Annotated in this window: 11 protein-coding genes; 2 read left to right on the top strand and 9 right to left on the bottom strand. The window is 61.0% G+C overall.

Annotation, left to right across the window (positions count from 1 at the left end; all coding sequences use genetic code 11):
- Nucleotides 1-50 precede the first annotated feature (50 nt).
- On the top strand, nucleotides 51-977 hold the full coding sequence (locus tag JNB88_RS00945) for a carbohydrate kinase family protein (protein WP_220353920.1): 927 nt from the start codon (nucleotides 51-53) through the stop codon (nucleotides 975-977).
- A 1-nt stretch (nucleotide 978) separates the two neighbouring features.
- Here the strand turns inward: JNB88_RS00945 and JNB88_RS00940 are convergent, their stop codons facing one another.
- The 3 genes from JNB88_RS00940 to JNB88_RS00930 form a co-directional block, all read right to left on the bottom strand.
- Nucleotides 979-1,779 carry an alpha/beta fold hydrolase gene (locus JNB88_RS00940; protein WP_220353919.1) on the bottom strand — a complete coding sequence of 267 codons (801 nt, stop codon included), beginning with the start codon at nucleotides 1,777-1,779 and terminating at the stop codon, nucleotides 979-981.
- A 123-nt stretch (nucleotides 1,780-1,902) separates the two neighbouring features.
- Nucleotides 1,903-3,528: a glucose-6-phosphate isomerase gene (pgi, locus tag JNB88_RS00935; protein ID WP_220353918.1), complete on the bottom strand. Its 1,626-nt coding sequence runs from the start codon at nucleotides 3,526-3,528 to the stop codon at nucleotides 1,903-1,905.
- 138 nt (nucleotides 3,529-3,666) lie between these two features.
- Entirely contained in the window at nucleotides 3,667-5,367 is a 1,701-nt protein-coding gene (locus tag JNB88_RS00930) for a long-chain fatty acid--CoA ligase (RefSeq protein WP_037138007.1), read from the bottom strand.
- A gap of 250 nt (nucleotides 5,368-5,617) precedes the next feature.
- On the opposite strand from JNB88_RS00930, the gene JNB88_RS00925 reads away from it, so the two are divergent.
- Nucleotides 5,618-6,010 (top strand): PRC-barrel domain-containing protein, encoded by a 393-nt coding sequence (locus JNB88_RS00925; protein ID WP_113571558.1) that lies wholly within the window; start codon nucleotides 5,618-5,620, stop codon nucleotides 6,008-6,010.
- A 119-nt stretch (nucleotides 6,011-6,129) separates the two neighbouring features.
- On the opposite strand, the gene JNB88_RS00920 is transcribed toward JNB88_RS00925, so the two are convergent.
- The 6 genes from JNB88_RS00920 to osmF all read right to left on the bottom strand — a co-directional run bounded on the left by JNB88_RS00920 (nucleotide 6,130) and on the right by osmF (nucleotide 12,860).
- On the bottom strand, nucleotides 6,130-8,580 hold the full coding sequence (locus tag JNB88_RS00920) for a glycoside hydrolase family 2 protein (protein WP_220353917.1): 2,451 nt from the start codon (nucleotides 8,578-8,580) through the stop codon (nucleotides 6,130-6,132).
- A 9-nt stretch (nucleotides 8,581-8,589) separates the two neighbouring features.
- On the bottom strand, nucleotides 8,590-8,985 hold the full coding sequence (locus tag JNB88_RS00915; RefSeq protein WP_220353916.1) for a VOC family protein: 396 nt from the start codon (nucleotides 8,983-8,985) through the stop codon (nucleotides 8,590-8,592).
- A 47-nt stretch (nucleotides 8,986-9,032) separates the two neighbouring features.
- Nucleotides 9,033-9,782 (bottom strand): ABC transporter permease, encoded by a 750-nt coding sequence (locus tag JNB88_RS00910; protein WP_220353914.1) that lies wholly within the window; start codon nucleotides 9,780-9,782, stop codon nucleotides 9,033-9,035.
- On the bottom strand, nucleotides 9,779-10,723 hold the full coding sequence (locus JNB88_RS00905) for an ABC transporter ATP-binding protein (protein WP_220353913.1): 945 nt from the start codon (nucleotides 10,721-10,723) through the stop codon (nucleotides 9,779-9,781). The genes JNB88_RS00910 and JNB88_RS00905 overlap by 4 nt, the downstream gene beginning before the upstream one ends.
- A complete protein-coding gene (locus JNB88_RS00900; RefSeq protein ID WP_220353912.1) occupies nucleotides 10,720-11,886 on the bottom strand; it encodes an ABC transporter permease in 1,167 nt (388 codons plus the stop codon). Before JNB88_RS00900 ends, JNB88_RS00905 begins: the two co-directional genes overlap by 4 nt.
- A 65-nt stretch (nucleotides 11,887-11,951) precedes the next feature.
- A complete protein-coding gene (gene osmF / locus JNB88_RS00895) occupies nucleotides 11,952-12,860 on the bottom strand; it encodes a glycine betaine ABC transporter substrate-binding protein OsmF (RefSeq protein WP_220353911.1) in 909 nt (302 codons plus the stop codon).
- Between the last annotated feature and the right edge of the window lie 322 nt (nucleotides 12,861-13,182).

Genomic DNA, 13,182 nt, shown 5'->3' with positions numbered 1-13,182 from the left:
TTATCTAATCGATTTGAACATCGATGGATCGTAATGCTTGGGAGGCCGGAATGATTTTGTGCTGTGGCGAAGCGCTGATTGACATGCTGCCGCGGGAGACGACTCTCGGCGAAAAGGGCTTTGCCCCTTACGCCGGCGGTGCGATCTTCAACACGGCGATTGCGCTCGGACGCCTCGGCATCCCGACGGCATTCTTCACCGGCCTTGCCGACGACATGATGGGCGAAATCCTGCGCGATACGCTGAAGGCGAGCAACGTCGACTTCAGCCTCTGCGCCATCACCCCGCGCCCGTCTACGGTGGCCTTCGTCAAGCTGGTCAACGGCCAGGCAACCTATGCTTTCTACGATGAAGGCACCGCCGGCCGCATGATCACCACGTCAGATCTGCCCGCCCTTGGCGACGATTGCGAGGCGCTGCATTTCGGCGCGATCAGCCTGATCCCCAGCCCCTGCGGCGAGACCTATGAAGCGCTGCTCGACCGCGAGTGCGCCAAGCGGGTCATTTCGCTGGATCCGAACATCCGCCCCGGCTTCATCAAGAACAAGGACTTACACATGGCGCGGATCAAGCGCATGGCGTCCAAGTCCGATATCCTGAAGTTCTCGGACGAGGACCTGGAGTGGTTCGGCCTCGAGGGCGGCCATGACGACCTGGCCGCCTACTGGTTGAAGCAGGGCGCCAAGCTCGTCGTCATCACCAAGGGTGCCGAAGGCGCGTCGGGTTATACCAACGAGCGCAAGGTTACCGTCCCGAGCGAGCGCGTCACCGTCGTCGATACCGTCGGCGCGGGCGACACCTTCGATGCCGGCGTTCTTGCCTCGCTGAAGATCGACAACCTGCTGACCAAGGAAAAAGTGGCCTCGCTCAGCGAGAAGGCGCTGCAGAATGCGCTTTCGCTCGGCGCCAAGGCAGCCGCCGTGACGGTCTCGCGCGCAGGCGCCAACCCGCCTTGGGCAAAAGAAATCGGTCTCTGATCTATAGCCGATCGAGAAAGGCGAGCACTTCGCGGTTGAAGTCCGCGGGCCGTTGCAGCGGCGCGAAATGGCTGACCTCAGGCAACAGGATCAGTTCGGCATCGGGGATACTGCGCGCCAGATAATCGACGTGCTCGCGCTTGATGAACTCGTCATTTTCTCCAAGCACGACGGCAACCGGCACCTTGATGCCGGCGAGGTCGGCGGCCGTATAGTTCGGTTCGCTTGCCATCATCTTCGATACGTCGGCCACGAAGTTGTCGAAGGCGTCGGGCGTGGCGGATAGCGTCTGGTAGTCCTTCCGATGCCGGCTGAAGCAACGGTCAATCACGGGCGTCGGCTTGAATTCAAGCGTGCCGCTCGGATCCATGTTGCAGGCAAAGAAGAAGACACCGGAAACGCGCTCGGGGTGCTGGTCGGCAAGGATCAATGCCGTGCAAGCGCCGTCGCTCCAGCCGACGAAGGCGGCCTTGTCGAGTGCCAGCTGATCCATGACTGCAAGCGCATCGTCTGCCATCTGGGTATAGTGATACGGGCGTGTATCACGCGTGCTGCGACCATGGCCGCGGCTGTCGATGACAACCGCTTGCCGGCCGGCGGCGACCAGCGCCGGCACCTGATAGCCCCAGTTTCCGGCATTGCCGAGCCCGCCATGCAGCAGAATGACGGCCGGGCCGGACCCGTAGGTCGCATACCAGATGCTGGCGCCATCGTTCTCCACGAAGCCTTCGCGCCCTGCCTCGGGCAGCGGTGCAGCACCCTTCGCCTCGAATGTCACCAGGTCGTCGTCCGTCTCGTTCATGCCTCTCTCCCTTGGAACTCTGCAATAGAGACGAAGAGATGTAGCCGATTTCGACAGCTTCAAACAAAAAAGCTCGCCCACATGACATGGGCGAGCGTCTGAGCGGCTTTGTTGTGCGTCAGCTTACTTGGCGAGCTTCGCCAGCGCGGCGACCAGGCCCTGCGTCGAGGAATCGTGACCGTCAGCGCTTTCCTTGCCTTCCACGACAGGAAGGAGGCCTGTTGCCAGTTCCTTGCCGAGCTCGACGCCCCACTGGTCGAAGGAGTTGATGCGGAACAGCACGCCCTCGACGAAGACGCGGTGCTCATAGAGCGCGATCAGGCGGCCGAGCGCATAGGGGGTCAGCTTGTCGTAGACGAAGGTGATCGACGGGCGATTGCCGGTGAAGACGCGGTGCGGCGCGATGAAGTCGGCCTTTTTGTCGTCCATGCCCTTGTCGGTCAGCTGCTTCTTCGCCTCTTCGAAGGTGCGGCCCTTCATCAGCGCTTCGGACTGTGCGAGCACGTTCGATACCAGCAGCTCGTGCTGATGGCGCAGTTCCGGCTCGAAGGCGTTGGCGGCGATCATGAACTCCGCCGGGATGACGCTCGTGCCCTGGTGGATCAGCTGGTAGAAGGCGTGCTGGCCGTTGGTGCCGGGCTCGCCCCAGACGACAGGGCCGGAATTGCCTTCGACGGGCGTGCCGTCGATCGTGACACCCTTTCCGTTCGATTCCATGTCGAGCTGCTGCAGGTAGGCCGGGAAGCGCGACAGTCGCTGGTCGTAGGGCAGGACGGCGCGGGTCGGGTAGCCGAGCACATTGCGGTGGTAGAAGCCGATCAGGCCGAGCAGAACAGGCAGGTTCTTGGTAACGGGCGCCGTGCGGAAGTGGTTGTCGACGGCATGGGCGCCTTCGAGGAACTTGATGAAATTGTCAGGCCCGATCGCGATCATGATCGGCAGGCCGATCGCCGACCACAGCGAATAGCGACCGCCCACCCAGTCCCAGAAGCCGAAGACACGTTCGCTCTCGATGCCGAAGGCCGCGACCTTGTCGAGCGCGGTCGAAACGGCAGCGAAATGATGCTGAACGGCTGCCTCGCCGAGCGCATCGGCGATGAACTTGCGTGCGGTCTGCGCATTCGTCATCGTCTCAACGGTCGTGAAGGTTTTCGAGGCGACGATGAACAGCGTCGTCTCGGGCTTAACGAGCTTCAGCGTGTCGGCAATATGGGCGCCGTCGATGTTCGATACGAAATGCGCGCGCGGGCCGTCATGGAAGGGCGCAAGCGCCAGCGTCGCCATGACAGGGCCGAGGTCGGAGCCGCCGATGCCGATGTTGATGACGTCGGTGATCGCCTTGCCGGTCGCGCCCTTGAGGTTGCCGGAGCGGATGCCGTCGGCGAACTTGCCCATGGCTGATAGCACGGCGTTGACATCGGGCATGACGTCCTTGCCGTCGACGATTACCGGTGTGTTGGAACGGTTGCGCAGCGCCGTGTGCAGGACGGCGCGGTTTTCGGTGAAGTTGATCGCCTTGCCTGAAAACATCTCGTCGCGCTTGGCTTCGACGCCGCCCGTTTCCGCGAGCTTGACCAGCAGAGCCAGGATCTCGTCGTTCACGGCAGTCTTGGAATAGTCCATCAGGAGGTCGTCGAGCGACACGCTGAAGCGCGAGAAACGCTGCGGGTCGGCGGCAAAGGCGGCGCGCAGATCGGTCGCCTTGGTGGCGGCCGCAGTGCTCTTCAATTGTTCGACGATGGCATTCATGGGAGGCTCCTTTGCAGGGCGAGAGGGTCGCGGAAACTATTCGCTTTGTGGGGCGCAAATCAAGTTCGGCGACCTGTCGAAACGCAAAAAAGCCATCCGAACAAACGGATGGCTTTGAATTTCACGCAATCGTCAAACTTAACCGCGCAGATCCTTGCGCAGGATTTTTCCGACCGGCGTCTTCGGCAATTCTGTACGGAATTCCACGAAGCGGGGGCGCTTGTAGTTGGTGAGGTTTGCGGCGCAGTGCGCCTTCACATCGGCCTCCGTCAGCGCCGGGTCCTTGCGCACCACGAAGAGCTTCACGGCCTCGCCGGAATGCCCGTCGGGGATGCCGACAGCCGCCGCCTCGAGAATGCCCGGATGCATTGCCGCCACTTCCTCGATTTCGTTCGGATAGACGTTGAAACCGGAGACGAGGATCATGTCCTTCTTGCGGTCGACGATCTTGGTGTAGCCACGCGCATCCATGAAGCCCATATCGCCGGTGCGGAAATAACCGTCCGCCGTCATCACGCGGGCCGTCTCGTCAGGCTTGTTCCAGTAACCGGCCATTACCTGCGGGCCGCGGATGCAGATCTCGCCGATCTCGCCGAGGGGCAGAGAATTGCCGTCTTCATCCCTAATGTCGAGCTCGGTCGAGGGGATCGGCAGCCCGATCGATCCGGTGAACTCCGCCGAATCGAAGCGGTTTGCGGTGGCCACCGGCGAGGTCTCGGAGAGGCCATAGCCTTCGGTGATGTGGGAGCCGGTGATCTTCATCCAGCGCTCGGCGACCGGGCGCTGCACCGCCATACCGCCGCCAAGCGACATCACCATGGACGAGAAGTCGACCTTGGCGAAATCGGCATTGTTCATCAGCGCGTTGAAGAGCGTGTTGAGCCCCGGGAAGATGTGAACCTTCACCTTGCCGAATTCCTTGACGAGCGCCGGAATATCACGCGGGTTGGCGACGAGGATGTTGTGCGCGCCGAGCGACATGCCCATCAGCGAATTCACGGTCAGCGCGAAGATATGGTAGAGCGGCAGGGCGCAGAGGAAGTTCAGAACCTCCGGGCGCGGCTTCTTGTCGAAGGCCGATTGCAGCCAGAGCTCGAGCTGCAGCTTGTTGGACAGCAAATTCCTGTGCGTCAGAACTGCACCCTTGGCGATGCCAGTCGTGCCGCCGGTGTATTGCAGGAAGGCAATGTCATCACCCTTGAGGTGTGCCGGTTTCAGCGTCTTGCCGGCGCCTTCGCCGAGCACCTGCTTGAAAGTCTTGTGCTGCGGTATGGACCACGAGGGAACGAGCTTCTTCACCTTGCGCACGAGCAGATTGACGATCAGCCCCTTGGCGCCCAGCATTTCGCCGAGCGAAGTCACGACCACATGCCGCACGTCGGTTTTCACAAGAACCTGCTCCACGGTGCGTGCGAAATTTTCGAGAACGAAGATGGCCTTGGCGCCGGAGTCCCGCAACTGGTGCTCAAGCTCGCGCGGCGTATAGAGCGGATTGACGTTCACGGCGACCAAACCGGCGCGCAGGATGCCGTAAACGGCGACGGGGTTCTGCAGCACGTTCGGCATCATGACGGCGACGCGGTCGCCCTTCGCGAGGCCGAGACCCTGAAGCCAGGCGGCAATCTTGCGCGTCTGGCTTTCAAGTTCGCCATAGGTCAGCGCCTTCCCCATGCTGGAGAATGCGGTACGATTGGCATAGCGCGCGCAGGACTTTTCGAGCAGTTCCGCCAGCGATTCATATTCCAAAGGCGGAAGCTCGGCCGGCACGCTGTCTGGATAGGTCGCAAGCCAGGGCTTTTGGGGATTCGCACCGCCTGGATGGACGGAAATGCTGTTCATCGTGTCTCTCTCCCTGTCGCTGCCGGCCGGTCCCACCGGCAAAACCGATTGGACGATCCTCCATCTTCCAACACGGCAGCTTATGTCATCGCCTGAACGGTTCAAGCTGAGAATAGAGTTATACTAACCTTGACGTAAACGTCAATAATGCCCACACGGACTGTTGCTGGAACTAAATTGGGAACATCGAGTTCGAGGCAGCGTTTTTAACCCGTGGACCAACCACGAGGAAACAAAAAGGAGGTGCACCATGCTGCATCAGGACGCTGACAAGAACCGCCGTGACCCGAACGTAAAGGATACGCCGACGCTGATTGCCAGCGACCGCGTGGAAGGCACCCGAGTATATGGCGCCGATGGCAAGCACATCGGTTCGATTGAACGACTGATCCTCGGCAAGCAGGATGGTCGCGTTGCCTACGCCGTACTGAGCTTCGGCGGTTTCATGGGTATTGGCCACGACCACTATCCACTGCCGTGGGACAAGCTCACTTACGATACCCAGCTGGACGGCTACCGCATCGACCTGACGAAGGAGCAGATCGAAGGCGCGCCGAGCTATGCGGATGATGACGACACCTGGTACAACGATAATGGCCGCCGCGTTTATGACTACTACGGCGTGCCGCCCTATTGGATGTAACGTCGTCCGCACGCGCGCGGTCCATTGATCGATCGCGCGTATACGCGCTGCGCGGGAGCGCGTCAGGTGCCTCGCGTGGTAAAACGACCTGGATGGGCCCCGTCGCAGACGGGGCCTTTTCAGTTGGTGGCGACGAGGTCGTTGGCCGACCGCAGGACCGTGCCGATCGAAATATCGCTTGCCGAGAGCGCCTTTGCAGTTCGCAGCGCAAATACGTGACTCTCGCCCGGAAGCAGCGTTACCAACATGGAATCGACAACGGCTGCGGGATCGAGCCGGTCGGCCATCAGGCAAAGGTCTTTCAGGAAAGTCTCGGCGGTGACCTTCACCGTATATCCGTCCGTCGTGGTGTTAAGCTCGATTGCTGCTCTCGGCGCCGGAAGCTTCAGGTCGACATCCTCCACGAAGTAATGGAAGGCGCGACGGTCGAGCATCTGCACGACGATGAGCTCATCGTTTGCATTATCTGGCGTGGCGATATCAGCCGGCAGCGGAAACTCTTTCGCCTCGAAACGATCGCAGAGCAGGCGCCAGAACTCGAACTCGGCAAGCACGGTGCCGTCGAGTGCCAAGCGTTTGCCCGATATCTTCGCCCGCCAGAACAGGGTGCGTTCGTTGACGGCAACGGCCGCGAGCCCGCCGTTGCGCGGCTGGATCGTCAGTAACCTCGGATCGAAAGCCTGCTGCATCGCATACCAGAGCGGCTTGCGCCGTCCCGCTGAATCGAGTGCCGCCCAGGACGTCACCGGCCAGCAGTCGTTGAATTGCCAGACGACGGCGCCTTTGCAGATGGCGCGGTGCGAACGCATGTGCTCGATCGCGAAGCGGATGGCGCGCGCCTGGTTGAGCTGCGTGGCGAAATGCCAATCCTCCATCGTCTGCGGTACCGGCAGATGTCCGGCAAGGCCGCGGATCAGCTTGTCGTTGCCCTGCGTTGCCTTCTGATGGTGGAACACCCCGTTTGAAACGGGCGTCAGCGGGGCGTCATGGACGCTTTCCTCGATGGTCGCCCAGTTCGGCGGCGCCTGCCAGCCGAATTCCGAGCAGAAGCGCGGAATGTAGTTGCGATAGACCTCGTAGCCGACGTCGTTCCAGACGTCCCAGATATGCTTGCAGCCATGCTCATCGGCGTTGGGCTCGATCTCCATCGTCCCGGAGTAGGGGCTGCCCGGATAATAGGGCCGCTCGGGGTCAAGCTCGGCGCAGAGTTTTGGCAGGATATCGAGATAGTAGCCGAGCCCCCAGCTCACACCTTCCTTGATGATCGGCCGCCAGCCCCACTCGTCGAAGCCCCAGATGTTTTCGTTGTTGCCGTTCCAGACGATCAGCGATGCGTGCGGCATCAGGCGCACGACGTTGTCGCGCACCTCCGCTTCGACCTCGCCACGCAAAGGCTCTTCCTCGGGATAGGAGGCGCAGGCAAACAGGAAGTCCTGCCAGACGAGCATGCCGGCGCGGTCACAAGCTTCGTAGAACTCGTCATACTCGAAGATGCCGCCGCCCCAGACGCGCAGCAGGTTGATGTTCGCTGCCTTGGCCTCGTCGATCCGCGAAGCGTAGCGCTCTGCCGTCACTCGCGGAGGAAAGCAGTCGTCCGGAATCCAGTTCGCTCCGCAGAGGAAGAGCGGCACGTCGTTGATGACGAAGGTAAAGGCGGACCCGTGTTCGTCAGGGGTGGTATCCAGTCTGACAGAGCGGAAGCCGATCTCTTTGGCATAACTGTCAAGTAAGTCACCGCTTACGCGATCCCGCAATTCGATCTGCAGCGGATAGAGCGGTTGTGCGCCAAGATGATGCGGCCACCAGATCTGCGGCGTCGGAACAGTTAGTTGGAACTCGACCTCGTCGGTCCCTTCCGTAAACTCGGCGACATGGGTGACGCCGGCAATGGTCGCGGCGATCTTCGTGCCCGCACCGTCGCGGTGCTCGACGCGTGCGCGAACGGTTACGCGCCCATCGCCGCCCGCAAGCGTTGCCGAAACCCGCGTTTGCGCAAGCCGAGCCCGGTCCCAGCTTTCCAGCCGCACTGGCTTCCAGATTCCCGCGGATACCAGCGTCGGTCCCCAGTCCCAACCGAAGTTGCAGGCCATCTTGCGCATCAGGTTGCCGGGGCCGGGATAGTTGTTCGGCCGATAGCCGTAATGTGCCTCCATCTCGGCACCGTATGCATATGCCGAGCGGAAAGTGACAACGAGCTCGTTCGGGCCCTGCTTCAGTCGCTCCGAGACATCGAAGCGATAGGTGCGATGCATGTTGAAGGTTCTACCCAGCTCCTCGCCATTCAGCACGATCGTCGCGACGGTATCGAGGCCGTCGAAGACCAGCTCGTGGACTTTTCCGCCATCCGGTGACGCGTCGAAAGCGCAGCGATAGGTCCAGTCTTCCTTGCCGATCCAGTCGTTGGTGATCTCGTTGATGTCGAGGTAGGGATCGGGGATGAGACGGCTGGCGAGGAGATCCAGATGCACGCAGCCGGGCACCTGTGCTGGAATTTCGGCTGGCAGGTCGCGTGGACCTGTAACGTTGCAGGAGAGCGTCCAGCCCCGGTTCAGTTCAGTCTTTTCAATCATGTCAAACTCTTAGAGATAACGGCCGTGGCGCTGCAGGACTTCGATCTTGTAGCCGTCGGGATCGGTAATGAAGAAGAACAGCGCCAGCAGTTTGCCGTCGCGATTGAGTTCGACGATCTTGCCGGGGCTCAGGCCCGCATCGGCCAGACGCTTGTGCTCGACTTCAACCTCCTGGACGGAGAGGGCAAGATGCCCGTAGCCGTTGCCGAGGTCGTAGGGCTCGGTGCGCCCCTTGTTGACCGTCAGCTCCAGTTCGAAGCCGGTCTCGTCATTGCTCATATAGATCAGGGTGAAGGTGTCGAAGTCGATACGATCGGCGACCTTGAGGCCGAATACCTTGCTGTAGAACTCGACCGAGCGCGCCTCTTCGAGAACGCGGATCATGGAGTGAATCATCTTGGCCAAGGCTGCCTCCCATTGCCGATATCACGGCTGCCTTGGTAGCCGCCGCCTCATGCCGGGCGCAAGCCAATTCTTTCTGTGATGGCGTTTTCGATCAACCCCATCGCGTCGTAGATCAGCACCGCCATCAGGCCGACGATCAGGCCGCCCTGGAGGATGAAGGCGGTGTTGTCGGAGATCAGCCCGGCGATGATGACTTCCCCAAGTCCCTTGGCAGCCACTGTCGAGCCGATTGTTGCCGTGCCAATGTTGATGACGGTCGCAACCTTCAGGCCTTCGAGGATCAGCGGCAGCGCAAGGGGGAGCTCCACCTGAAAGAGCCGCTGCGTGCCGTTCATGCCCATGCCGTCGGCGGCATCGAGCACCGAGGGAGAGACCTGCCTAAGGCCGGAGACGGTATTCTCGAAAATCGGCAGCAGGCCATAGAGAAAGAGCGCGATCAGCGTCGGTCCCGCACCGAAGCCGGTCGCGGGAACAGCCAGGGCGAGCACCGCGACCGGCGGGAAAGTCTGGCCGGCATTGGCGATCGCTCGCGACAACGGAAGAAAGTCTTCGCCACTCTTGCGGGTGACGAAAATGCCGCCGAGGATCGCAAGCACCGCGCTGCCCGCGATCGAGATCGAGACAAGGAAGAGATGCGAGGCGGCAAGCTGCGGCAGGCTGTTCTGCGTGTAGACCGCTGGCGCATTGTTGCTCGTCAGCGGCACGAGCAGGAAGGACAGCCACTCCGTCCTGAACAACAGGATCAAGAGCAGTACCAGCGCTGCGACACGGAAAAGGTTCGCGAAGACCAGCTTCATGCCTTGCGACCCAATTCGAGCAGTCTGGTCATCGAGATCGAGCCGACCGCCGCCTTGTCAGCATCTTGGACGGCGGCTTCGCCTACCCCTTGCCAGATCATCTCGGCCAGCGCATCGCGAAGGCTGAGCGATTGCGGCAATGCGTAAGCCAGACCTGACTTTGCCGGTTCCATGCTCTCCTTGAGCGGCGATAAGGACATCAACTTGAGCGCCCGGTCGGATGTACCCGTCAGTTGCTGCACGAAGGGGTCGGCAGGCTCGGTCAGAATCTTCTCCGGCGTTGAACACTGCAGCATCTTGCCGGCGCTCATCACGGCGATCTGGTTGCCGAGATGGAAGGCTTCGTCCATGTCGTGCGTGACGAGGATCACAGTCGTGCCGAACTGCTTCTGGATCGCCAGAAGGTCATCCTGCGCCTTGCCACGGATGACAGGATCGAGCGCCCCGAACGGTTCGTCCATAAGCAGCAGTTCCGGTTCTGCTGCCAGAGCCCGCGCCACGCCGACACGCTGCTGCTGGCCGCCGGAAAGCTGATGCGGATATTTCTCTGCAAAGGTCGCAGGATCGAGGTTGAACAGGCCAAGCAGTTCTTCGACGCGGTTGTTGATCCTTGCCGTGTCCCAGCCGAGCAGCTGCGGCACCGTCGCGATGTTCTGTGCGACTGTCCGATGTGGAAAGAGGCCGTGGCCCTGGATGGCGTAGCCGATTTTGCGGCGGAGTTCGGTAACCGGCACGTCCATGATGTTCTGGCCACCGACGAAAATCTCGCCCTCGGTAATCGGCACGAGGCGATTGATCATCCGCATCAGCGTTGACTTCCCGGAGCCGGATGTGCCGACGATGACGGTGATCGAGCCCTTTTCGACCTCCATTGAGACATTGTCCACGACGGTTGCTGCGCCGTAGCGCTTGGTAACGTTCCTGATCTCGATCATGCTCATGCGGCGGATCCCCGGATGCTGTCGATGACCGCATCGAGGATGACGGCCGAAGAAAAGGCGAAGAAGACGGTCGGCACGGCGCCGAGCAGAACGAGGTCCATGGCCGTCTGGCCAAGCCCTTGGAAGATGAAGATGCCGAAGCCACCGCCGCCGATCAGTGCCGCCACGGTCACAAGGCCAATCGCCTGCACGAGGACAATGCGTATGCCGGTGAGGATAACGGGAAAGGCAAGTGGCAGGTCAATGCCGGTGAGTATCTGTCGGCGCGTCAATCCCATGCCCGCTGCGGCATCGCGCACAGAAGGATCAACACCTTGCAGGCCGACGACTGTGTTGGCCACGATCGGCAGCAGCGAGTAGAGAACGAGGGCGATCAGGGCGGGGGCCGCCCCGATGCCGCGAATGCCGATGGCTGCGGCGGCGGGAACGTGGGTGGCGAGATATCCGAGCGGCAGCATCAGGATACCGAAGAGCGCGAGACTCGGGATCGTCTGTATCAGGCTGAGCCCTTGAAGCACCGCAGCACGCAGCTTGGGCACCCAGAAGCATAGTATTCCAAGCGGCAGCCCAATGACGATGGCGATCGCCAGCGAGCCCAGCGCCAACAGCAAATGGGCTATCGCCTCGGTCCAGAATTGCGCGGATCGGGTCGCAAATTCCTTCATGATGGAGAGATTGTCGAGCTGGCCGGAGACAAGGAAAATGCCGAGCAGGCCGGTGTAGGCGGCAAGGGCTGCAATCCGCATCCAGGGTGTCAGCTGGATCTTCACAAGCGCGTCGGAGATAATGAGGCCGATCACGGCAAACAGCACCCAGAAGCCGCCGCCCGGCGTCATGCGTGCGGCATTGCTGTTCGGCGGTGTGAAAGCCGTTGCAGCAAGTCCGATCGTTGCAAGAAGAGCCACGAGACAAAGGCTCGAGATCGCCAGCCGCAGTAGAGGATTCTGCAAAAACAGAACGGCAATGGCGGTGGCGGCAAGAAGGATGGTGAGGACGACGGCAGAAGGCTGGTTCAGGAGCTGCACGAGCAGCATGGGTTTGCCGGCGGCGATGCGATTTGCTTTCACATAGATGAAAGGCAGGAGCGCGGTTGCGACAATGCCGGCCGTCACCAGCACCACGCCGAGCCGGTCCAGTTTGCGGACCGCTAAGGTTTCTTCCATCGATCCATCCCTGTCCGGAAAGTAGGATGCTCCGCCTTTGGGCAGGCGGAGCATCGGCGACGAGATTACTTCAGGAAGCCCTTTTCCTTCAGGTAGCCTTCGGCAACCGCCTTCGCGGGTTCACCGTCGACCTGGATCTTGCCGTTCAGCTTGCGCAGTTCGTCGGCGGTCAGGCCCTTGAAGATTGGCGCGAGAATCTCTTCGATCTTCGGGTTCGCCTTCAGCACTTCCTCGCGGATGATCGGCGCCGGTGCATAGACCTGCTGCACGCTCTTGTCGTCCTCGAGAACCGTGAGCTCGGCAGCCTCGATCGCGCCGTCGGTACCATAAACCATGGCGGTGTTGACGCCGTTCGTCTGATCGGCGGCAGCCTTGATCGTCGCGGCCGTGTCACCGCCGGAAAGAACCACCATCTGGTCCGGCTTCAGCTGGAAGCCGTAGGTGGTCTGGAAAGCAGGAAGCGCACCTGCGGAATTGACGAACTCCGCAGAGGCGGCAAGCTTGGCCGTCCCGCCGCCAGCGACCCATTTACCGAAGTCTGACATGGACTTGAGGTTGTTGGGGCCCGCCACATCGCTGCGAACGGCCAGCGCCCAGGTGTTGTTGGCAGGCGAAGGAGTGAGCCAGACAATCTTGTTGGCATCGTAGTCGAGCTTCTTTGCAAGCTCATATCCCTGGTCGATGTTCTTCCAGGCGGCGTCATCGGCCTTGTTAAAGAAGAAGCCGGCGTTACCCGTATATTCCGGATAGATATCGATCTCACCCGCTGTGATGGCCTTGCGCACCACAGGCGTGGCGCCGAGCGCGACGCGATCCTGCGTCTTGATGCCGTTTGCGTTGAGTGCCAGCACGATGACGTTGCCGAGCAGCGTGCCCTCGGTATCGATCTTTGACGAAACGACAACATCTGCAGCATGTGCCGCGCCTGCCGCGAAAGCGGAGAGCGAGACGGCAAGAGCGAATTTCTTCAACATGTATTGTCCCCTTGATTTACACCGTTTGACTGCGCGGAAAGCCCTGGCGGAAGGCTCCCACGTATGAAATCGCCGGCGAAAGCAGCTTTGCTTGCGAGTGCCGGAAATACGTGCGTGATGGAAATAGCGTTCGCGTTCGAAAAATCGATGCAGGCCTCTCCAGTTTTGCGGTCGCGGAGTGATTATGGTGGGGAATGCAACCGCTTGCGCGGAAACGCATTTCCTTTTCCATCGCCGCCGCGATTTGTTTTTGTTCCCTTGTGTGTTTTCGCGGATATCCGGTGCTCTTGAGTGGTTCTGATGCCACGCCGGTTTTGTTCTT

The sequence above is a fragment of the Rhizobium cauense genome (genome assembly GCF_019511525.1).
Classification (GTDB): domain Bacteria; phylum Pseudomonadota; class Alphaproteobacteria; order Rhizobiales; family Rhizobiaceae; genus Rhizobium; species Rhizobium cauense.
Note: the sequence above shows the minus strand (reverse complement) of the source record. Positions and strands in the feature narration are given on the sequence as shown.

What these genes read in the sequence shown, in the direction of transcription:
- JNB88_RS00945 (WP_220353920.1), top strand. Translation starts at nt 51, where the DNA reads ATGATTTTGTGCTGTGGCGAAGCGCTGATTGACATGCTGCCGCGGGAG.
- JNB88_RS00940 (WP_220353919.1), bottom strand. Translation starts at nt 1,779, where the DNA reads ATGAACGAGACGGACGACGACCTGGTGACATTCGAGGCGAAGGGTGCT.
- pgi (WP_220353918.1), bottom strand. Translation starts at nt 3,528, where the DNA reads ATGAATGCCATCGTCGAACAATTGAAGAGCACTGCGGCCGCCACCAAG.
- JNB88_RS00930 (WP_037138007.1), bottom strand. Translation starts at nt 5,367, where the DNA reads ATGAACAGCATTTCCGTCCATCCAGGCGGTGCGAATCCCCAAAAGCCC.
- JNB88_RS00925 (WP_113571558.1), top strand. Translation starts at nt 5,618, where the DNA reads ATGCTGCATCAGGACGCTGACAAGAACCGCCGTGACCCGAACGTAAAG.
- JNB88_RS00920 (WP_220353917.1), bottom strand. Translation starts at nt 8,580, where the DNA reads ATGATTGAAAAGACTGAACTGAACCGGGGCTGGACGCTCTCCTGCAAC.
- JNB88_RS00910 (WP_220353914.1), bottom strand. Translation starts at nt 9,782, where the DNA reads ATGAAGCTGGTCTTCGCGAACCTTTTCCGTGTCGCAGCGCTGGTACTG.
- JNB88_RS00905 (WP_220353913.1), bottom strand. Translation starts at nt 10,723, where the DNA reads ATGAGCATGATCGAGATCAGGAACGTTACCAAGCGCTACGGCGCAGCA.
- JNB88_RS00900 (WP_220353912.1), bottom strand. Translation starts at nt 11,886, where the DNA reads ATGGAAGAAACCTTAGCGGTCCGCAAACTGGACCGGCTCGGCGTGGTG.
- osmF (WP_220353911.1), bottom strand. Translation starts at nt 12,860, where the DNA reads ATGTTGAAGAAATTCGCTCTTGCCGTCTCGCTCTCCGCTTTCGCGGCA.